Source organism: Allomuricauda sp. NFXS6, from assembly GCF_040148835.1.
Taxonomy (GTDB): domain Bacteria; phylum Bacteroidota; class Bacteroidia; order Flavobacteriales; family Flavobacteriaceae; genus Flagellimonas.
Genome location: NZ_JAGEMG010000002.1, coordinates 117,982 through 138,815, shown reverse-complemented (window position 1 = coordinate 138,815; position 20,834 = coordinate 117,982). Strand labels below are relative to the sequence as shown.

General features: G+C 42.4%; 19 protein-coding genes. 16 read left to right on the top strand and 3 right to left on the bottom strand.

The window, feature by feature from the left end; translation table 11 throughout:
- Positions 1–21: 21 nt before the first annotated feature.
- From panC to J4E06_RS03900, 6 genes are all read left to right on the top strand, one after another.
- Positions 22–870: a pantoate--beta-alanine ligase gene (gene panC / locus J4E06_RS03925; protein ID WP_349523032.1), complete on the top strand. Its 849-nt coding sequence runs from the start codon at positions 22–24 to the stop codon at positions 868–870.
- Positions 871–882: 12 nt separating this feature from the next.
- Entirely contained in the window at positions 883–1,233 is a 351-nt protein-coding gene (panD, locus tag J4E06_RS03920) for an aspartate 1-decarboxylase (protein WP_349522737.1), read from the top strand.
- Between the two features lie 3 nt (positions 1,234–1,236).
- Positions 1,237–2,202: a lysylphosphatidylglycerol synthase transmembrane domain-containing protein gene (locus tag J4E06_RS03915; RefSeq protein ID WP_349522736.1), complete on the top strand. Its 966-nt coding sequence runs from the start codon at positions 1,237–1,239 to the stop codon at positions 2,200–2,202.
- Between the two features lie 25 nt (positions 2,203–2,227).
- A complete protein-coding gene (locus J4E06_RS03910; protein WP_349522735.1) occupies positions 2,228–3,370 on the top strand; it encodes an alpha/beta hydrolase in 1,143 nt (380 codons plus the stop codon).
- Positions 3,371–3,493: 123 nt separating this feature from the next.
- Positions 3,494–4,852 (top strand): DNA repair protein RadA, encoded by a 1,359-nt coding sequence (gene radA / locus J4E06_RS03905; protein ID WP_349522734.1) that lies wholly within the window; start codon positions 3,494–3,496, stop codon positions 4,850–4,852.
- A gap of 233 nt (positions 4,853–5,085) precedes the next feature.
- A complete protein-coding gene (locus J4E06_RS03900; protein ID WP_349522733.1) occupies positions 5,086–7,236 on the top strand; it encodes an outer membrane protein assembly factor BamB family protein in 2,151 nt (716 codons plus the stop codon).
- Position 7,237: 1 nt separating this feature from the next.
- On the opposite strand, the gene J4E06_RS03895 is transcribed toward J4E06_RS03900, so the two are convergent.
- Together J4E06_RS03895 and J4E06_RS03890 are read right to left on the bottom strand one after the other, a co-directional pair.
- Positions 7,238–8,278, bottom strand: coding sequence for an NADP(H)-dependent aldo-keto reductase (locus J4E06_RS03895; protein WP_349522732.1), 1,041 nt, complete (start codon positions 8,276–8,278; stop codon positions 7,238–7,240).
- 60 nt (positions 8,279–8,338) lie between these two features.
- On the bottom strand, positions 8,339–9,103 hold the full coding sequence (locus J4E06_RS03890) for an exodeoxyribonuclease III (RefSeq protein ID WP_349522731.1): 765 nt from the start codon (positions 9,101–9,103) through the stop codon (positions 8,339–8,341).
- A 135-nt stretch (positions 9,104–9,238) separates the two neighbouring features.
- On the opposite strand from J4E06_RS03890, the gene J4E06_RS03885 reads away from it, so the two are divergent.
- From J4E06_RS03885 to J4E06_RS03840, 10 genes are all read left to right on the top strand, one after another.
- Entirely contained in the window at positions 9,239–9,799 is a 561-nt protein-coding gene (locus J4E06_RS03885; protein WP_349522730.1) for a cysteine hydrolase family protein, read from the top strand.
- A complete protein-coding gene (locus tag J4E06_RS03880; protein WP_349522729.1) occupies positions 9,799–11,871 on the top strand; it encodes a TonB-dependent receptor family protein in 2,073 nt (690 codons plus the stop codon). Before J4E06_RS03885 ends, J4E06_RS03880 begins: the two co-directional genes overlap by 1 nt.
- 55 nt (positions 11,872–11,926) lie before the next feature.
- The gene (locus J4E06_RS03875) at positions 11,927–12,793 is read left to right on the top strand and encodes a hypothetical protein (RefSeq protein ID WP_349522728.1); all 867 of its coding nucleotides are present in this window, start codon (positions 11,927–11,929) and stop codon (positions 12,791–12,793) included.
- A 2-nt stretch (positions 12,794–12,795) separates the two neighbouring features.
- On the top strand, positions 12,796–13,275 hold the full coding sequence (locus J4E06_RS03870) for a GyrI-like domain-containing protein (protein ID WP_349522727.1): 480 nt from the start codon (positions 12,796–12,798) through the stop codon (positions 13,273–13,275).
- A gap of 11 nt (positions 13,276–13,286) precedes the next feature.
- Positions 13,287–14,279: a metallophosphoesterase family protein gene (locus J4E06_RS03865; protein WP_349522726.1), complete on the top strand. Its 993-nt coding sequence runs from the start codon at positions 13,287–13,289 to the stop codon at positions 14,277–14,279.
- Between the two features lie 68 nt (positions 14,280–14,347).
- Positions 14,348–15,823 carry a M28 family peptidase gene (locus tag J4E06_RS03860; protein WP_349522725.1) on the top strand — a complete coding sequence of 492 codons (1,476 nt, stop codon included), beginning with the start codon at positions 14,348–14,350 and terminating at the stop codon, positions 15,821–15,823.
- A 190-nt stretch (positions 15,824–16,013) separates the two neighbouring features.
- On the top strand, positions 16,014–16,268 hold the full coding sequence (locus tag J4E06_RS03855; protein WP_349522724.1) for an autorepressor SdpR family transcription factor: 255 nt from the start codon (positions 16,014–16,016) through the stop codon (positions 16,266–16,268).
- On the top strand, positions 16,269–16,913 hold the full coding sequence (locus J4E06_RS03850) for an SdpI family protein (RefSeq protein ID WP_349522723.1): 645 nt from the start codon (positions 16,269–16,271) through the stop codon (positions 16,911–16,913). It abuts the gene before it with no gap.
- Between the two features lie 70 nt (positions 16,914–16,983).
- Positions 16,984–17,499: a DUF3124 domain-containing protein gene (locus J4E06_RS03845; protein ID WP_349522722.1), complete on the top strand. Its 516-nt coding sequence runs from the start codon at positions 16,984–16,986 to the stop codon at positions 17,497–17,499.
- 104 nt (positions 17,500–17,603) lie between these two features.
- Positions 17,604–19,271, top strand: coding sequence for a formate--tetrahydrofolate ligase (locus J4E06_RS03840; RefSeq protein ID WP_349522721.1), 1,668 nt, complete (start codon positions 17,604–17,606; stop codon positions 19,269–19,271).
- A 5-nt stretch (positions 19,272–19,276) separates the two neighbouring features.
- Here J4E06_RS03840 and J4E06_RS03835 read toward each other — a convergent pair whose 3' ends face one another.
- Positions 19,277–20,818 (bottom strand): glycine--tRNA ligase, encoded by a 1,542-nt coding sequence (locus J4E06_RS03835; RefSeq protein ID WP_349522720.1) that lies wholly within the window; start codon positions 20,816–20,818, stop codon positions 19,277–19,279.
- Positions 20,819–20,834: the final 16 nt, after the last annotated feature.

Genomic DNA, 20,834 nt, shown 5'->3' with positions numbered 1-20,834 from the left:
GCACCCTTTTGTACTATGTTTATGGAGATATTCGACCGTAAAAAAGAACTAAACAGCTTCATAATGGAGCAACGCAAAAAAGACCACTCCATTGGTCTAGTGCCCACTATGGGCGCTCTTCATACGGGTCATATCTCTCTGGCAAAAAAAGCGCTCTCAGAAAATGATTTGGTAGTCGTAAGCATTTTTGTGAACCCAACACAATTCGACAAAAAAGATGATCTCGAGAAATATCCGCGCACTTTTGAGAAGGATATTGAACTTTTGAAACAGGTTTCGGACAATATTGTGGTCTTTGCCCCCACGGTCGATGAAATCTATCAAGGCAAGGTCATCTCCGAGTCCTACGAGTTTGATGGATTGGATAAAGTAATGGAAGGGGAGTTCAGGAGTGGTCATTTTGATGGAGTCGGAACCATTGTGGAGCTTTTACTTAGAACCGTAGCCCCCGACCGAGCCTATTTTGGTGAAAAAGATTTTCAGCAATTACAGATTATCCGAAAAATGGCCGAAATCAAAGATTTGCCCTTTGCCATTATCGGTTGTCCCATCGAAAGGGAACAGAATGGTTTGGCCATGAGTTCACGCAACGAAAGACTATCAAAAAACACCCGTGCACAAGCTGGTTTTATACATACTACGCTACAAGCTGCCAAAGCCAAATTTGGCACGAAAAGTGCTGTGGATATAAAGGATTGGGCAAAATCCGAATTTGAACAACATCCTTTATTTGACCTGGAATATTTCGAAATTGCCGACGAGAACACATTGACTCCAGCTTTAAAAATACAGGACAACCAAAAATATAGGGCATTTATTGCCGTTTATGCAGACGGCGTGCGCTTAATTGATAATCTAAGATTGAATTGATAGTTTTGCACCATGCAAGTAGAAGTCGTAAAATCTAAAATTCACCGTGTAAAAGTTACCGGAGCAGACCTTAACTATATAGGTAGTATTACCATAGACGAAGACCTGATGGATGCCGCCAATATCATTAGGGGCGAAAAAGTGCAGATCGTGAACAATAACAACGGTGAGCGGTTGGAAACTTATGCCATTCCAGGCCCCAGAGGTTCGGGAGAACTGACCCTAAACGGTGCCGCTGCCAGAAAAGTAGCGGTGGGTGACGTATTGATCCTTATTACATACGGTTGGATGGATATCGAAGAGGCTAAAACATTTAATCCAGCATTGGTTTTCCCGAACGAGAAGACCAATCTACTCAAGTAAATTTTGGGCAAATCCCTTAAAAAATTCCTTAAACTGTTTGTACCCATTGCTTTTGGGCTCTTTTTGGTTTGGTATTCCTATAATTCTACCACACCCGACGAGCGAAAGCAAATCATCCACTACATTTCCAATGCCAGCCCATTTTGGGTAGGTATGTCGATTATTCTCGGAATTCTAAGTCATATCTCCAGGGCCGTTCGTTGGAAATACTTATTAAGGCCATTGGGGTACCGTCCAAAGTTCATCAATAGCATTTTTATAGTGCTTATGGCTTATTTTGCCAATTTGGGGATACCTAGATCTGGTGAATTTCTGAGGGCGACCGCACTTACCACTTACGAAGGCGTCCCTTTTGAAAAAGGTTTTGGAACCATCGTAACAGAACGGGTCATTGATCTGTTAATGCTATTACTGATTTTAACCACAACACTCTTATTGCAAACCGATATAATTCTTGCTTTTCTAGAGGAGAAAGGAATAAGCATTATAGGAACTGTAGCAATTTTGGCCATTGGTCTTCTAGGGCTTTTTATCGGCTCATTTATCATCAGAAAATCAAAATCGCCCTTTGCAAACAAGGTGAAAACATTTCTAAACGGTCTCATTGATGGCGTGCTGAGTGTTTTCAAAATGAAGAACAAATGGCCCTTTGTATTCCACACCATCTTTATTTGGATCGCTTACATTGGAATGTTTTGGGTGATAAAGCACACAGTTGTCGAAACCCTTTCCCTATCGGTTAGCGAACTCTTGGTGGCGTTTGTAGCCGGAGCCTTTGCCATGTCCACCACCAATGGAGGAATCGGGCTTTATCCAATAGCGGTTAGTGCCGCGCTCGGGATTTTTGGAATAAGCTCGGTATCCGGAGATGCCTTTGGATGGATCATGTGGATTTCTCAAACCGCAATGGTTGTAGTTTTTGGCACAATATCCTTTATTGTATTACCGTTATTGAATAGAAATCGGTAAGCCCCAGCCGCCTAAATCTTAACCAATGAAAAAATGTCTATTGCTACTGATAGGCTTTACGTGCTTGAACCTAGGTGCTCAAGTAAAAAAAGAAATCTTTGAATCGTTCAAACTACAAGAGCGAAGAGATGTCTCCTATTATTTCCCAGCAGATTATACTGAAGAAAAATCATATCCCTTGATCGTGGTTTTGGATGCCGAACATTTATTTGACCTTGTTGTGGCCAATGTAAAATTCCAAAGTAGGTTCGATCGCATGCCCGAAGCCATTGTGGTCGGTATTGGCCAATTGGAAAATGATTTGAGATGGGAAGATTGCGCCTACGATGAAGTATCAGGTTTGCCCACCGAAAAAGGTAAAATGTTTTTCGAATTTTTGGGAACCGAAATCATTCCATATTTAGAAACCAGTTATAACATAGCTCCCTTCAAAATGTTTGTTGGGTACGACATTACCGCTAATTTCGGAAACTACTTTTTGTTCAAAGAGCGTTCACTTTTCAATTCATATATCAGTATTTCACCCGTTTTGGCCACAGAAATGGAGAGCAGGGTCCCCGCCCGTTTGTCCGAACTGGACCAGACCATCTTTTACAATTTGATTGTGGAGAAACAAGCCTCGGACGACAGACAACGTATTCTGCAAATGAACCTCAGCATCGAATCCATCGATAAAGAATCCTTGCATTACTTTTTTGATGAGTACGAAAATGCCGACCATACCTCCATTGCAGCTTATGGGATAAGTAAAGCTTTTGACAACGTTTTTCGGATTTACAGACCCATCACCCCTGCAGAATATAAATCAGATATTTTGACTTCCGAAGAACCCGTTTTCAGTTATTTGGAGAACCGATACCAAACCATAAAAGATCTATTCGGGTTCGAAAAACCTGTGGAACTCAACGATATTATGGCTATTTATGCCGCTTGCCTCAAAAAGGAAGACTACGAGTCGCTAGAACCTCTGGCCGACCTTTGCAAAAAAGAATATCCCGATACCATGATGGGCTTTTACTTTGAAGCAGAGTACTATGAATTTATTGGAGAGCCCAAAAAAGCGTTCAAAACCTTCGAAAAAGCGTTCCAATTGGAGGAAATCGACTTTTTGACCAAGGATTTGGCCCTCCAAAAAATCGATGCCCTTAAAGCAGACTTTGGCTATTAGTATTTTGGATTTCTAGATTATTGGATTGTTAGATGATTTCCTTTCTAAAAATCCAACTATCTAACCATCCAAATATCCAATCCATCATCTAAATCCATATCTTAGGCCCCTCATTTAGTTTGAATGGCCAAGACCAAAACAGCATTTTTTTGTCAAAACTGTGGAACCCAATTTCCCAAGTGGATCGGGCAATGTTCCTCTTGCAAGGAATGGAATACCATTGTTGAAGAAGTGGTCCAAAAAGAGGACAAAAAAAGTTGGAAAACCGATAAGGTTGCCAAACAGGCCAACAAACCCCTTCGGGTTTCCGAAATCACACAAGAAAAAGAACTCAGACTTGACACTTTGGACCAAGAGTTCAATCGCGTGTTGGGCGGTGGACTGGTGCCGGGCTCGCTGACCTTGTTGGGCGGGGAACCGGGCATCGGAAAAAGTACGCTGTTGCTTCAGATTGCTTTGAAGCTACCCTATAAAATCCTATATGTTTCCGGCGAAGAAAGTCAAAGGCAAATAAAAATGCGTGCCAATCGTATTCAGCCGAACAGCGAGAATTGCTACATCCTTACCGAGACCAAAACACAGAATATTTTTCAGCAGATTTCCACTATTGAGCCTGATTTGGTGGTCATCGATTCCATTCAAACGCTGCACACCGATTATATCGAATCTGCAGCAGGAAGCATTTCACAAATCCGAGAAAGCACTGCCGAACTCATCAAATTCGCAAAGGAAAGCCATACCCCCGTTATTTTGGTGGGTCACATTACCAAAGATGGCACCATTGCAGGCCCCAAGATTCTGGAACATATGGTGGATACGGTTCTTCAGTTTGAAGGTGATCGTAATTACGTGTATCGTATTCTTCGTTCCCTCAAAAACCGATTCGGTTCAACCGCCGAGCTGGGCATTTACGAAATGCAGGGAAGCGGCTTGCGCGAAGTGAACAACCCATCCGAAGTGTTGATCTCTAAAAATGATGAAGACCTCAGCGGAACCGCCATCGCCGCCACCGTAGAAGGGATGCGGCCCTTGCTGATCGAGATTCAAGCTTTGGTGAGCACCGCTGTTTATGGCACACCGCAACGTTCAGCCACAGGATTCAATGCCAAAAGATTGAACATGCTCTTGGCCGTTTTGGAAAAACGCGCAGGTTTTAAATTGGGGGCAAAAGATGTTTTCTTGAACATTACCGGCGGAATCTCCGTGGATGATCCCGCAATAGATTTGGCCGTTATGGCTGCCATCCTATCCAGCAACTCGGACATTCCCATTGAAAAAGGCGTCTGTTTCGCCGCCGAAGTAGGGCTTGCCGGTGAAATAAGACCCGTGCAACGTGTAGACCAACGTATTCTTGAAGCTGAAAAATTGGGTTTCTCAACCATATTTGTATCCAAAAACAATAAAATCGGTTTAAAAAAGACAGGTATTCAGATTCAGAAAGTCTCAAAAATTGAAGATGTAATCGCTCACCTATTCGGATAAGCCTCCTTTTTGATGGTTTCTTTCTATATTTAAAAATCTGATTGCTTAAAAACAAAAAGTTGTCAGGTCAAGCGGTCATATCGAGCGCAGTCGAGATGCGAGACCTCATTTTTAAAACGTTGGGTTTAATAACTTCTCGACTTAAGTTCATCTTGAGCGTAGTCGAAAGACTCGAAGAGACACAATACCATAGTTGATTATAAATACTCAATTCATAAACTTTCAAACTCCACATGAAAAGATATTTCCTTTTTCTTTCTTTTGCCACAATCGCGTCCTGTTCCAATCCAAATACAACTGACAAACCCTATTTTACTACTTGGGAACATTATTTGGGGGACCCCGAACGCACTCACTTTTCCAATCTAGATCAAATCGATACTTCCAATGTTTCACAATTAAAACTGGCTTGGAGCTATAAAAGTGGAGGACTACAAGAAGGGAGAACAACCCAAATACAGACCAGTCCTTTAATGGTAGGCAATACCGTCTATGGCGTTAATGCAGCCATTGAATTATTCGCCATAAACGCGAAAACAGGTAAAGAAATCTGGAAATTTTTACCCAAAGCCAAGGATGAATCGGGCTTGGGGCTCAACCGCGGATTAAATTATTGGGAATCGGATGGCGAGGAACCTAGCCGCATCTTTTTCTCCTCTGGACCAAAACTCTACGCCATCAATATTGAAACTGGCGAGCCCATTTCCTCTTTTGGGAACAACGGTAGCATTGACCTACGAGATGATTTGGGCAGGGACCCCAATAAACTGTCGGTAGTGTCAAACACCCCTGGAGCAGTTTTTAAAAATATACTCATTCAAGGTACCCGAGTTGGTGAAGGGCCAGGTTCCTCCCCTGGCCATATTAGGGCATATGATGTGCTCACAGGCGAAATTTTATGGACATTCCATACTATTCCACAACCGGGAGAATTTGGTTACGATACTTGGCCCGCCGAAGCCTATAAAAAAGTTGGTGGTGCCAACAGTTGGCCCGGTATGGCTTTGGACAATGAGCAAGGTATTGTTTACATCCCTACAGGTTCGGCCGCTTTTGATTGGTATGGAGGCGACCGCGAAGGCTCCAACCTCTTTGCCAATTCCCTTTTGGCGCTGAACGCCAATACTGGAGAGCGTATTTGGCATTTTCAAATGGTACACCACGATATTTGGGACCGAGATTTGCCCGCACCTCCCAACTTGGTGGAAATTGTTAGGGACGGACAAACCATTCCAGCTGTGGCACAGGTCACTAAAAGTGGCCACGTATTTGTATTCAACCGAATTACGGGAGAACCCTTGTTCCCTATTGAAGAAAAAACCTATCCAAGTTCCACACTGCTTGGCGAAAAAGCATTTGAAACCCAGCCATTACCCTTAAAACCAGCACCGTTTGCACGTCAAATTTTGAAAGAGGATGACCTATATGCTCCAAATCGAACTGCCTTTGTTGATGATTTGGTTCAAGGGAATGAAACCGAGGACAATCCAACCGTTTTGGAAAAATTTAAATCCATTACATCAAAAGGGCAGTTTATCCCGATGGATACTACGGGAGTAATTCTATTCCCAGGTGCCGACGGTGGTGCCGAATGGGGCGGAGCGGCGCTCGACCCTAGGGACGGGGTGATGTACGTGAATGCCAATGAAATGGCTTGGATCATTAAAATGAAAGAAGTTGGCGGAGATGATGAAGGATCCAGCGTAGGACAAAGCTTGGCTCAAATTCATTGTGCTAGATGCCACGGTGGCGAGTTACAAGGCTTGAATGGAATCCCTGAACTTCAAAATGTGAAATTGCGATTGGAATCCGACTCCATAAAAGCCATTATTCAAAAAGGGCGTGGTGCCATGCCTGGCATGCCCAATCTTTCAGAAGAAGAGAACAATGCCATTACAGACTTTATATTGGATATGGAAGAGGTCAAAGACCATAGAGTGGAAAAACTAAAAGTTGATGTGCCTTATTCCGTAGCCAGTTTTGCCCGTTTCAAAGATGATAGGGGTTATCCTGTGGTAAAACCGCCATGGGGAACCCTAAATGCCATTGATCTTAACACAGGTGAATATTTATGGACAGTGCCCTTGGGTCATGAAGAAAGTTTGGATGACCCCAATGTTCCTGTTTCAGGATTGGAAAATTATGGCGGCCCTGTCATCACCAAAGGTGGAGTGCTTTTTATTGCAGCGACCAAGGATGAGAAAATCCGTGCGTTCAACATGAAGACAGGCAAACAACTATGGGAAGATCAACTTCCGGCTGGAGGGTATGCTACACCCATTACCTATCAAGTTGATGGCAAACAATACCTGGTAATTTCCTGCGGGGGCGGGAAAATGGGTACTGCCTCTGGCGATGAATACCGAGCGTACGCTTTAGAATAATTTAAGGTGCGGGATTTGGAATCACTTTGTGTATTTCCTCAATTCCTTTTAAGACCTCATCAGAAAGTTCCACATTGATACTGTCAATATTTTCCTTAAGCTGTTCCATACTTGTCGCTCCAATAATATTACTGGTAAGGAATGGCCGGGTGTTTACAAAGGCCAAGGCCATCTGCGCCATGCTCAAACCGTGTTCTTTGGCCAATTGGGCATACTTCTCTGTAGCTTGCACGGCGGTATCTCCACTATATCTGTTATAATTGGGAAACAACGTTACCCTTGCTTTTCTGGGAGGGACTTCGGAAAGGTATTTTCCGCTCAACACACCAAACCCAAGCGGGGAGTAGGCCAGTAAGCCTACCTGTTCACGCATCGAAACTTCAGAAAGCCCTACTTCAAAAAGGCGACACAGTAAACTGTAGGGGTTTTGGATGGTACGCATACGGGGAAGGGATTGGTGCACTTTGCTTTCTTCCAAAAAACGCATAGTGCCCCATGGTGTTTCGTTAGACAGTCCTACGTGACGAATTTTGCCTTCGGCAATTAAATCACGAAGGGTTTCCAATACTTGGTGGATGTTATCATCCCAAACATCAACAGCATGGGCATTGTATCCCCGTTGTCCAAAATAATTGGTGTTCCTTTCTGGCCAATGGAGTTGGTATAAATCGATATAATCTGTTTGGAGACGTTTTAAACTGCCCTCCACCGCACTGGTGATGGAGTCCTTACTGAACCCAGTGCTACGGATATGCTTGCCGGCATGCCCTGGTCCCGCTATTTTAGAGGCCAATACAACCTTATCGCGATTTCCTGTTTTTTTAAACCAATTTCCAATAAGCTCTTCGGTAACGGCATACAATTCCTTTTTGGCCGGTACAGGATACAGTTCGGCCGTATCAAAAAAGTTGACCCCTTGGTCCAAGGCATAATCCATTTGTTCGTGAGCTTCATCTTCATTGTTCTGGCGGCCCCAGGTCATAGTTCCCAAACAAATTTTGGATATTCTGACATCGGTATGTGGAATTCTGGTGTATTTCATCTTTTACAGTTTAGGACGGTTAAAGGTACTGAAACAAAAACATCGGCTTTTAAGCCAATGTTATTTCTCAACTTCCAATAAAATGGGGCAATGATCGCTGTGTTTTGCTTCGGACAGAATTACGGAACGTTTTAACCTATCTTCCAAGGGCTCGGCCACCATTCCATAATCCAAACGCCAGCCTTTATTGTTTGCCCTGGCATTGGCTCTGTAACTCCACCACGTATAATTATCGGGTTTTTTGTTGAAATGTCTGAAGCTATCGATAAAACCACTTTTCATAAAATTGTCAATCCATTCCCGCTCCACGGGTAAAAATCCCGATACATTTTTGTTGCGGACCGGGTCATGGATATCGATTGCTTCGTGACATATATTGTAATCTCCGCAAATAATAAGATTGGGACGTTCTTTTCGCAGCTCTTCCGAATATTTTTGAAAATCGCCCATATAGGTGAGCTTAAAATCCAGACGGTCCATATTGGTGCCAGAGGGCAGGTACATACTCATTACAGAAAGATCTCCAAAGTCGGCACGGATATTTCTACCCTCATGGTCCATATAATCTATACCTGTTCCCAATTCCACGTTATCAGGCTCATTCTTACAAAGTAACGCCACTCCGCTATATCCTTTTTTCTGGGCACTGAACCAGTAATTGTGGGAATAACCGGCTTCTTCAAAAACAGAGGTGTCCACCTGTTCTTCCATCGCCTTGGTCTCTTGCAAACAGACCACATCGGGACCAACCGATTGCAACCACTCCACAAACCCTTTCTTTAGGGCGGCTCGTATTCCATTTACATTGTAGGATACAATTTTCATGCGCTCAAATTTGTTCAAAAATAGCTATTGTGAACGGCTCCCTAAAATTGAATTTGTCAATGGATGCATCAAGGAAAAGAATCATAGTCTGCTTTCTAGAAGTTTTCCCGTAATTTTAGGTCAAAATTTAACTCCATGACCGCTCTTGTCCTAATTGACACCCAACTTGGTCTCCAAGAAATAGCATACTACGGTACGGAGCGAAACAACCCCGAAGCCGAAGAAAATTGTGGTAGGTTATTGCAATTTTTCAGGGAGAATCAATTTCCTGTTTTTCATGTAAAACATAATTCCACCGAACTTGGTTCACCGCTCCACCCTAGTAAAATAGGAAACAATTTTCACCCCGCAGTAGAGCCAATGATCAACGAACCCGTGTTTGAAAAAAATGTAAACAACGCTTTTATCGGAACGCATTTGGAAAGTAGGTTAAAAGCTCAAAACATTACTGATTTGGTTATCGCAGGACTAACCATTGAGCACTGCATTTCCAGTTCTGTTCGGATGGCCTCAAACTTAGGTTTTGATGTTACTTTGGTTTCCGATGCCACTGCGGCCTTTGATAAAATCGGATATGATGGCAACCCATACAGTGCCGAGGTCATTTTTCACTCAGAACTGGCCAACTTAAAAGACGAATTTGCAACTATCAAGAATACCGAAACCCTATTAAACGAACTAGAAAAATCATTTTAATGAATTTTAGATTTAAAGTATTCCCCCTGCTTTTTACATTTTTATCTGCACTACAAATACTAGCACAGGACACCCGAAAAGATTCCATAACACAATTGGAAGAAGTCATCATCACCCAAGATGCCATTCCCAAAAAAGCTACGGGTATTACATCTTCTTCAAAAATAGCCGGAAGGACTTTTGAGCGGTTCAACCCTACGGATATCCCATCTGCAATAAACCAAATTTCGGGGGTATATATTCTATCAGGAGCCATCAACACCAACCGAATCACTATCCGCGGTATCGGCGCAAGAACTCCCTATGGTACCAACAAGTTACGTATGTACTTTAACGGTATCCCTGTGACCAATGGCACTGGCTCCTCCACTATCGAGGCCTACGATTTTGAGAATTTGGGTGCCGTAGAGTTCATAAAAGGTCCAAAAGCCACCGCCTATGGCTCTAATCTGGGAGGCGCCATTTTGCTGGATACCAAGGCATCCGTAGAAGACAAGACCCTGCTTATCAATTCATTTACGATGGGTTCGTACAATATGCTGAAGGACAACTTAACATTCTCCCATTCGGAAGATGGTTTTAATCTATCCCTTAGCTACAACCACCTGGAAACCGATGGATACCGACAGAACAGTCAGTTTCAGCGCGATGGCTTGTTGCTGAACACCCGGTTCCGAACGGGACAAAAAAGCAGTGTGGCACTTTTGGTAAATTATATCGACTATACAGCTCATATTCCAAGTTCCATCAACCAAACCGATTTTGAAGAAGACCCTACCCGCGCACCATCAAATTGGTTGGAATCCCAGGGCTTTGAGGCCAACAACTATATTTTGACGGGGCTCTCGCACACCTATCAATTTTCGGAACACCTTCAAAATACCACTAGTATCTTTTATACTTATTTAGACCACTATGAACCAAGACCTTTTAACATTCTGGATGAATTTACCAACGGATTCGGTTTTAGAAGTCGATTTACAGGCAATTGGGGCGAGGCACAGTTTACTTTTGGCGGCGAATTCTATAAAGATGAATACCATTGGGGCACTTTTGAAAACCTGTACGAAGAAAATGATGGCAATGGCAGCTTGCAAGGGAATCAACTGAGCGACAATACGGAGTTTAGAAAACAGTTCAATCTTTTTGGTACGCTTACCTACCCCATTACAACAAAGTTTTCCGCCCAATTGGGTCTTAATTTGAACAAGACCAATTATGATTTCAGGGATTTGTTCAATCAAGGCGAAGCCAACGCTTCTGCGGAACGTGATTTTGATGCCATATTGCTACCAAATCTTGGACTCAACTACCAATTAAAAAACGGAAAGATCTATGCGAACATCAGTAAGGGTTTTTCCAATCCCAGTTTGGAAGAAACATTGACTCCCAATGGCGTCATCAACCCAGATATTGCACAAGAAACGGGAGCCAATTATGAATTGGGCACTGAATGGTCGCTATTTAATAAAAGCTTATCAACCAACATTACCTTGTACCGAATGAACGTGAAAAACCTACTGGTGGCGCAACGTGTGGGAGAGGACCAATATATTGGCAGAAATGCGGGAGAAACCCGTCATCAAGGGTTGGAACTAGACCTTCAATATCAAGAGCAGTTGTCAAGAACGCTCACCTTTTCTCCTTATCTAAGCTACACATTGAACGACCATAGTTTTGTGGATTTTGTGGACGGCGACAACGATTATTCGGGAAATCCGCTCACGGGAGTGCCAAAACATCGGTTAAGCTCGGGTATTGATTTAAGGCATACTAACGGACTGCTGCTCAATCTGACCCATCAGTTTGTGGATGAAATTCCTTTGACGGATGCCAATTCCATCAGTAGTGATTCCTTTAACGTGTTCCATGCCAAATTAGGCTATCGCACTTCGCTTTCTTCGCATATCAGTTTAGGTCTGAATGCGGGAATCAACAATATTTTTGACAGTAATTATGCACAGTCCGTACTGATCAATGCCGTTGGTTTTGGGGGAGCACAACCCAGGTATTATTACCCAGGAAATGCACGTAATTATTTTGGCGGGGTGCAATTGAATTATGTTTTTTAGCCAACCTTTATAGCTTAATTCACTATCTTTAAAAGGGTTCCAATCACAAACTATTATGCAACTAATTTCAAAATTCACGCTTTTATTCATTCCGCTGCTTTGCCTATCACAAACAGAAGAAATGTCAGATTTTGAAAGTGAAGTGCTATCTATGGACATTGTTCAACGGGAAAAGGTAACAGATTATGACATCGCTTTGGCAAAGGCAAGTTTGGAGTCTACCCAACGCGCCACAAAAGGAAAAGTGGAAAACTTTAATGCGTTGGATTATTGGAACATTGCAATTGCACTGTATCGATTGAAAGAGTCAGAAGAAGGAATTATCCTTGCTTTAAAAAAAATGATTCAACAAGAAAAAGGTTGCGAATGGCTTGATGAATTAAAATATGACTCGAGTTTGTACTTACACTTGCAAGAGACCTATGATGATCTTCTTGAAGAATGTGGCCCCTTAAATGTTCAAAAAAACTCATTTGACATCAAAACCTACATTACACAAAACAACCTTGATAAAGATTTGACCCAATTAATGGCCGAACTGGAAATAAAAGATCAAAGTGTCCGTATTCCCGGTGTTTCTGATGAAAAATTGATTGAGGTAAGTCACCAAAACATAAAAGTAATCGATTCCATTTACCAAAACCATAATAAATATATTGGACGAAGTGTGGTCGGAGGGAAATTTGCTAGTGTGATGTGGTTAATGATACAGCATTCCGATATTGAAACCATGAAACGATACCTTCCGGTTATTTTGGATGCGGTAAAAAAAGAAGAACTCAAACCGACCCCTGCCAGAATGCTCGTCGATAGGATATATGGTGTTGAATATGGATATCAAATCTATGGGTCGCAACCTGGAGTGAAAATTGCTCCAGAGAATATCAGACAAGAAACCATGGATAAATTAGGGATACATTAATTATGATTGCCCCAAGAATACAAACCCTACCCCCAACCTTGTTGGTCGGCAAAAAATCAATCACCTCCTTCGCAGACAACAACACGTTTGACCTTTGGCAAAGCTTTTCCCCCAGAAAAAAGGAAATCAAACATTCCCTGAACGATGATCTCTATTCCGTTGAGATATATCCCAACACTTCCTTTTTTCAAAATTTCAACCCCACCCAGGCATTTGAAAAATGGGTGGCCATTGCCGTATTGGAAATTGATGAAATACCAAAGGGCATGCAAAGCTTAACCATTCCAGAAGGATTGTATGCCGTTTTCCCATACCAAGGAAAACCAAGCGAAGCTATGGAAACTTTCAGGTATATTTATAGTGATTGGCTTCCAAATTCAGAATATGAAATGGATGACAGACCTTACTTTGCCCTAATGGGAGCTAAATACAAGGGAGAACACCCCGAATCTGAAGAAGAGTTTTGGGTACCCATTAAATAACATTATCGATTATGAAAAGTCTTTATTTCTTTTTCTTAGCCTTATTAGCCTTATCCGGATGTAAGCAAAACGAAGAACCCACACTTAAAAAAGAAGTTTCAAAGTTTGTTCACGATGTAAACACAGGGCCCAAACCTTGGACCAGCGAGACCTTCGAAACTACAGAAGATGATTTTACGTTTGCCATTATTTCCGACCTCAATGGAGGAGAAAGAGAAGGGGTTTACGCCACCGCAGTACAACAATTGAACATGCTCGACCCCACTTTTGTACTCAGTGTGGGGGATTTGATAGATGGCGGCACAGAAGATAAAGAGCAGCTTACCAAAGAATGGGATTCATTTGATGACCGCACCGCTAAACTAAATATGCCCTTCTTTCATTTGGGTGGTAACCACGACCTCACCAACCCTACAATGCGAGAGTTCTGGAAAAACCGTTTCGGTCCTCGCTACTATCATTTTATATACAAAGATGTTTTGTTTTTGATGATGGATTCCGAAGATTATGAAGAAAAACGTATGATGGAAATCTATAAAGCCCGGGCCACAGCGTTAAAAATCATTAATGGCGAAATTGAGGGCACCTATGAAGAATCGGAGTATTACAACATGCCAGAACGCAGAATAGGTGGGATGAGCCAAGCTCAATTGGATTACTTTACAAAAGTGTTAAAGGATAATCCAGATGTAAAATGGACGTTCGTGCTAATGCACAAACCACTTTGGATGCGCCAGGACGAAAAAGGACTCGGGCCCTTGGAGGATGTATTGGCCGACCGAGAGTATACTGTAATCAACGGGCATTTCCACTCCTTTTCAAACCAAATCCGAAAAGGACAGAGCTATACTATTTTGGGCACTACTGGGGGAAGTCAAAATCCACAGGACTCTATGGCTTTTGATCATGTGAGTTTAGTTCGTATGGAAAATAAGCCTGTAATCACTCATTTAAAAATGGAAGGAATTTTGAATGAACAAGGAAAAGTACCAAAAATAGAATAGCCTGGTCTTTTATTAAAAAATGTTACCTTACATCATCGCTTGAATTCAGCACCACTTATTAAATCCCTATGAAAAAATCATTTGTACTCTGTTTAGCTTTTTCAATGTTTGCAATAGCTATTTACGCCCAATCAGACAAAGAGAAAGCAGCTAGCACCGTTAGCAAAAATACGATTGAAAGCCACATCAAATTTTTATCGGACGACCTTTTGGAGGGTCGTGAAGCCGGCACTAGGGGCAACAAGATAGCCGCCAGTTATTTGGCCAACCAATTGAGAAGGTTTGGTGCCCAACCGGTTCCAGGCACGGATTCTTACTATCAAAAATTTGATCTCGTAAAAACAGGTGCGCCAAATTTTGTAGAACTAAGTTTGAACGGAGTCAACTATCCCTTGCAAGCGTCTTTTAAAATGCCGGCAATAGAGCAGTCCGGCGAAGCAGTCTTTTTAGGTTATGGTACCGAAAATGATTTTAAACGCATGACCGTTTCTGGAAAGATGGTAGTGGTACTTGGGGGAAACGGAGCAGGACAAGATCCTGGCCAAATGTTTCGAAGCAGCAGGGAAAAGGTGGAGCGTGCCAAAGCTATGGATGCCAAAGGACTACTAGAGCTAGTACAGTTTGATGAAGGCATGTGGAGCCGTTTAAAACACTATATCGATGCTCGAACCGAAGTGAAGGATGCTGAAGATGCGCTTGAATCTTCCGAAATGCCGCATGCTTGGGTGAATACAAAGTCTAATGATCCAGGGTTTACAAAAGACATGCAGCTATCTTATAATTTAAAATCGGACGGACAGACCGAAGCTATACTGCATACCCAAAATGTGGTGGGTATCATCGAAGGTACCGACCCCATACTTAAAAAAGAATATGTTATTTACTCCGCCCACTACGACCACGTAGGAGTCGGACAACCCAATACTGAAGGCGATTCCATTTATAATGGTGCACGCGACAACAACATCGGGGTTACCGCGGTGTTGTCCATGCTGGAAAATTTGGGGAAGTATCCAACCAAGCGTTCGGCCTTGTTCATTTTGTTCACGGCAGAAGAAAAAGGATTATTGGGAAGTCAATATTACGCAGAACACCCCATGATTCCGCTGCACAAAGTTTCGTATTGCTTCAATACCGATGGCGGAGGATATAACGACACCTCTTTGGCTACCATAATAGGTTTGGAACGTACCAATGCAGAAGATTTGATTATTGAGGGTGCCGGTGCATTTGGACTAAAGGCCATTGGCGATCCTGCCCCGGAACAAGGGCTTTTTGATCGAAGCGATAATGTCAGTTTTGCAAAAAAAGGGGTTCCGGCGCCCACCTACTCCACGGGCTTTCATAGTTTTAATGACGAGATTATGAAATACTATCACCAGGCCGACGATGAAGCAGATAGCCTGGACTACGACTACCTCCTAAAGTTCTACCAAGGTTATGTATATTCGGGTCGATTGATTGCCAACAGTTCCAAAAAACTATTTTGGAAAGAGGGCGATAAATATGAAGAAGCGGGTAAGGCATTGTATGGGATAAAGTAAATAATTTAGGAATAGTTAGATTGTTATTTCCATCACCCTGAATTCAGTTCAGGGTCTCATCCATTTTATGATTATAAGATGCTGAAACCAGAGCATCATAACCCATCTTCCTAAACATCTGTTTATCAATAAATAGTTTTGAAATATTCTATTTTATTTAGATATTTACCTAAATAACTAAACAATATAAATGAATTCGTTGTTCAAGGCCCTAAATGATGAAACACGCAGGCAAATTGTGGAACTCCTTAAAGAAAAGGATATGAATGCGGGAGAAATTGCCGAACGGTTTCATATTTCAAAACCCAGTATTTCGCACCACTTGGATATTTTAAGACAAGCCGACCTGGTCATCAGCGAAAAAAAAGGACAGTTTGTAGAATATTCCCTGAACACCACCATTTTAGAAGATTTGCTTAACTGGATACTAACCCTTAAAAAATAAATGATGAACCTTAAAAAAGAATTACCGCTCATCGGGATTGTATTGCTGCCCTTTTTGTACTTGGCATACGTTTGGAACCAATTGCCCGCCCAAGTGCCCTTGCACTATAACATTAAGGGCGAGGTGGACCGATATGGTGATAAATCGGAACTTATCCTAATTCCGATCATGACCTCCCTATTGATCTATGTGATTTTTTTGGCCGTGCCACATATCGACCCGAAAAAGCAAATCCAAAAAATGGGAAAAAAATACGATACCTTAAAATGGGTCATTACCACCTTTATGTCGGTTTTGGCATTATTTATCATATACACTGCAAAAAATCAATCTTTTGCCAATCCCAATTATATTCTATTGCTGTGCGGCGTACTTTTTATCCTACTCGGAAACTATTTCAAAACCATCAAGGCCAATTATTTTATCGGTATACGAACGCCTTGGACCTTGGAAAACGAAAGCGTTTGGAAAGAAACCCACAAATTGGGAGGCAAAATATGGTTCGCAGGCGGTTTGCTTGTCATTCTATCCAGCCTAATTTTTGATGAACGTACCAATTTTATCATTTTTATGACCATCATAGCAGTAATGGTGTTGGTTCCTGTAGTATATTCTTATCTGTTATTCAAAAAGCAAGCAACATAGCTCATCAAATAAAAAATGCTTTGAATGGGTTTGTGAGTAATCCGTATCTTAGTTTCCAATTGCAAAGCATATGATACGAAATTGGGTTTCTTTTCTGTTTTTAATGCTGATTTTTTCCTGTACCGAAAAAACCAAGAAGGAAGTGAGCTCAATTGACCCGGTAAATTGGAACAATAGGATGGCCAACATTTCCCAAACAGATTCTTTGTTGACCGGCACTTCATATCTCTCCGTGTATTCTGAGATTTATAGTGAGACGGAACACCGTACACACAATCTTACCAGTACTATAAGTATGCGCAATACCAACCTGAAGGATACCATTTACATTAATAAAGCTGAATATTTTGATACCAAGGGCAATCCTATAAGAACCTATTTTGATGAACCTATCTACATCAAACCCATGGAAACCGTCGAAATTGTGATTGACGAAAAGGATCAAGAAGGGGGTACCGGAGCCAACTTCCTTTTTGATTGGTCCATAAAACCAAATTCTCACGAACCCTATTTTGAAGGGGTGATGATTTCCACCTCGGGACAACAAGGCCTATCGTTTACCACCGAAGGCAAACGGGTGGAATAGCCCTGACAGACTTACAATTATCATAGTTTTACTCGCTCGATTATGTATCTTGTATAGCAATTATGGGAAGAATACATCCTTTCCTTGCGCATAAAAACTAAACTATGAATGATTTACAAATCGCCAAAGGTGTTTCTTTAAAACACATCGCTACCATTGCAGAAAAATTTGGAATCGACCCAGAACACATTGAAATGTTCGGGAAATACAAGGCTAAACTTCCCTTAAAAGCAATAAATCGAGAAAAAGCTAAAGAAAGTAATCTTATTCTGGTATCGGCCATTTCCCCCACTCCCGCAGGAGAAGGAAAAACCACGATGTCCATCGGGCTTTCCGAAGGGCTGAACCGCTTGGGGAAAAAATCAACCGTGGTTTTACGGGAACCGTCCCTTGGTCCCGTCTTCGGAATTAAAGGGGGTGCCACCGGAGGAGGATACTCCCAAGTGTTGCCCATGGAAGACATCAACCTGCACTTTACGGGTGATTTTGCCGCCATTGAAAAGGCACACAACCTATTATCGGCCATTATCGACAACAATATTCAGAGCAAAACCAATTCCTTAAGATTAGATCCAAGAACCATAGGTTGGAAACGCGTGATGGACATGAACGACCGTTCCCTTCGCCATATAATTGTAGGGCTGGGTGGCACAACCTCGGGCGTGCCGCGGGAAACCGGTTTTGATATTACCGCTGCTTCTGAAATTATGGCCATACTTTGTTTGGCAGAAAGTCTTAGTGATTTAAAAGAACGCTTAGGAAATATATTCGTGGGGTACACTTTCGACAAAGAACCCATTTATGCCAAAGATCTGAAAGCTGAAGGTGCCATGGCGGCTTTGTTAAAAGATGCCATTAAGCCCAATTTGGTACAGACCATAGAGGGGAACCCAGCCATTATTCACGGAGGGCCTTTTGCCAATATAGCCCAGGGGACCAACTCTGTACTTGCCACTTTGATGGGGATGTCCCATTCTGAGTACACGGTGACAGAAGCCGGATTTGGATTTGATTTGGGTGCCGAAAAATTCTTCGATATTAAATGCCAAAGTGCTGGTTTAAAGCCCAAGGCCGTTGTGCTTACCACAACTATTCGTGCGTTAAAGTACCATGGTGGCGCCGATTTAAAATCCTTGACCGAACCCAACGTAGAGGCCTTGAAAAAAGGGCTTCCCAATTTGGAAAAACACTTGGAAAACATCGCTAAATTTAACGTTGTTCCCGTAATTGCCATCAATAAATTTGTTTCGGACACGGATGAAGAAATTGCGGTCATCAAGGCTTTAGCGGTATCCAAAGGTGTTCGAGTAGCCGTTGCCAATGTGTGGGCCAAAGGTGGTGAAGGTGCAGAAGATCTGGCCAAATCAGTTATTGAAATCGTAGAATCCAAAGCTTCGCAATTCAAACCACTTTATGATTGGAAATCTACCGTGAAAGATAAAATAGCCACTATCGCTACAGAAATATATGGTGCTGAATACGTGGACTACACTGCCAAAGCCAAAGCTGACCTTAGAAAAATCGCAGACCTTGGTCTAGATGAATTGCCCGTTTGCATTGCCAAGACACAAAAATCATTGTCCGACAATCCCAAATTGTTGGGCAGGCCAAAGGATTTTATCATCACGGTACGAGAGATTGAAATTGCGGTTGGGGCTGGTTTTCTAATCCCAATTACGGGCAACATTATGCGTATGCCGGGATTGCCGGCACATCCATCATCCGAAGGTATTGACATTAACGATGAAGGGGAAATTACAGGATTGTTCTAAAAACCTTAGATTTTCTGTAACCAGTAACGCATATCCACTTCTTTGGAGATGATGTCCTTCACCTCTGAAAGTTTTACACGACTTTGTTCCATGGAATCCCTGTAACGGATAGTTACCGTATCGTCTTCCAATGTTTGATGGTCCACCGTAACACAGAATGGTGTTCCCGCTGCATCTTGACGACGGTAACGACGGCCTACGGCATCCTTTTCATCATAATCCACATTGAAATCCCATTTTAGCTCATCCACCAATTTTTGTGCAACTTCGGGAAGTCCATCCCTTTTCAACAATGGGAGTACAGCTACCTTGTTAGGCGCAAGAACTGCCGGAATCTTAAGTACAGTACGCGTTGAACCATTTTCAAGTTCTTCTTCTTGCAATGCATTGGAGAACACCGCCAAGAACATACGATCTAATCCTATGGAAGTTTCCAACACATAAGGCGTATAGCTCTTGTTTTCCTCATGGTCAAAATATTGAAGTTTCTTGCCCGAGTATTCCTCATGCTTGCTCAAATCAAAATCGGTTCGGGAGTGGATACCTTCCAACTCTTTGAACCCGAATGGGAACCTAAATTCGATATCGGCAGCAGCATCGGCGTAGTGGGCCAATTTTTCATGATCGTGGAAACGGTAATTGTCCGCGCCCATTCCAAGTGAAAGGTGCCACTTCATCCGTTTTTCCTTCCAGGCTTCGTACCACTCCATTTGGGTGCCCGGTTTTATAAAGAATTGCATCTCCATCTGCTCAAACTCTCGCATTCGGAAAATAAACTGACGGGCCACAATCTCATTACGGAAGGCCTTTCCTGTTTGGGCAATTCCAAACGGAATTTTCATCCTTCCGGTTTTCTGTACGTTCAAAAAGTTCACAAATATACCTTGTGCGGTTTCAGGACGAAGATACAGGTCCATGGCACTATCGGCTGAAGCTCCGAGTTTGGTGCCGAACATCAGGTTGAACTGCTTGACATCGGTCCAATTTTTAGATCCAGAAAGCGGACAGGCAATCTCCAATTCCTCGATCAAGGCCTTTACATCGGCCAAATCTTCATTCTCCAAGGATTTCCCCATTCTTTTAAGAATGGAATCAGCCTTTTCCTGATACCCAATTACCCTATTGTTGGTCGCAAGGAATTGTTCTTTGTCAAAGCTATCACCAAATCGCTTGGCCGCCTTGTTTACTTCCTTTTCGATTTTGGCTTCGATCTTGGCCACATAATCCTCGATCAAAACATCCGCACGGTATCTTTTTTTGGAATCCTTGTTATCTATCAGCGGGTCATTGAAAGCATCAACGTGGCCCGAGGCTTTCCAAGTGGTGGGATGCATAAATATGGCAGCATCGATGCCCACAATATTCTCATTGAGCTGCACCATGGCCTTCCACCAATATTCGCGAATATTTTTCTTTAGCTCGGCACCGTTTTGACCGTAGTCGTAAACTGCACTGAGTCCATCATAGATCTCACTGGATTGAAATACATATCCATACTCCTTTGCGTGTGAGATAACCTTCTTAAAAATGTCTTCCTGATTTGCCATTGGGCAAAAATAGAAT

Excerpts from the sequence above, each read along its gene's own strand:
- J4E06_RS03870 (WP_349522727.1), top strand. The coding sequence starts at position 12,796 with ATGATTGCCCCAAGAATACAAACCCTACCCCCAACCTTGTTGGTCGGC.
- J4E06_RS03840 (WP_349522721.1), top strand. The coding sequence starts at position 17,604 with ATGAATGATTTACAAATCGCCAAAGGTGTTTCTTTAAAACACATCGCT.
- J4E06_RS03895 (WP_349522732.1), bottom strand. The coding sequence starts at position 8,278 with ATGAAATACACCAGAATTCCACATACCGATGTCAGAATATCCAAAATT.
- J4E06_RS03910 (WP_349522735.1), top strand. The coding sequence starts at position 2,228 with ATGAAAAAATGTCTATTGCTACTGATAGGCTTTACGTGCTTGAACCTA.
- panC (WP_349523032.1), top strand. The coding sequence starts at position 22 with ATGGAGATATTCGACCGTAAAAAAGAACTAAACAGCTTCATAATGGAG.
- panD (WP_349522737.1), top strand. The coding sequence starts at position 883 with ATGCAAGTAGAAGTCGTAAAATCTAAAATTCACCGTGTAAAAGTTACC.
- J4E06_RS03890 (WP_349522731.1), bottom strand. The coding sequence starts at position 9,103 with ATGAAAATTGTATCCTACAATGTAAATGGAATACGAGCCGCCCTAAAG.
- J4E06_RS03835 (WP_349522720.1), bottom strand. The coding sequence starts at position 20,818 with ATGGCAAATCAGGAAGACATTTTTAAGAAGGTTATCTCACACGCAAAG.
- J4E06_RS03855 (WP_349522724.1), top strand. The coding sequence starts at position 16,014 with ATGAATTCGTTGTTCAAGGCCCTAAATGATGAAACACGCAGGCAAATT.
- radA (WP_349522734.1), top strand. The coding sequence starts at position 3,494 with ATGGCCAAGACCAAAACAGCATTTTTTTGTCAAAACTGTGGAACCCAA.
- J4E06_RS03885 (WP_349522730.1), top strand. The coding sequence starts at position 9,239 with ATGACCGCTCTTGTCCTAATTGACACCCAACTTGGTCTCCAAGAAATA.
- J4E06_RS03865 (WP_349522726.1), top strand. The coding sequence starts at position 13,287 with ATGAAAAGTCTTTATTTCTTTTTCTTAGCCTTATTAGCCTTATCCGGA.
- J4E06_RS03880 (WP_349522729.1), top strand. The coding sequence starts at position 9,799 with ATGAATTTTAGATTTAAAGTATTCCCCCTGCTTTTTACATTTTTATCT.
- J4E06_RS03900 (WP_349522733.1), top strand. The coding sequence starts at position 5,086 with ATGAAAAGATATTTCCTTTTTCTTTCTTTTGCCACAATCGCGTCCTGT.
- J4E06_RS03850 (WP_349522723.1), top strand. The coding sequence starts at position 16,269 with ATGATGAACCTTAAAAAAGAATTACCGCTCATCGGGATTGTATTGCTG.
- J4E06_RS03845 (WP_349522722.1), top strand. The coding sequence starts at position 16,984 with ATGATACGAAATTGGGTTTCTTTTCTGTTTTTAATGCTGATTTTTTCC.
- J4E06_RS03875 (WP_349522728.1), top strand. The coding sequence starts at position 11,927 with ATGCAACTAATTTCAAAATTCACGCTTTTATTCATTCCGCTGCTTTGC.
- J4E06_RS03860 (WP_349522725.1), top strand. The coding sequence starts at position 14,348 with ATGAAAAAATCATTTGTACTCTGTTTAGCTTTTTCAATGTTTGCAATA.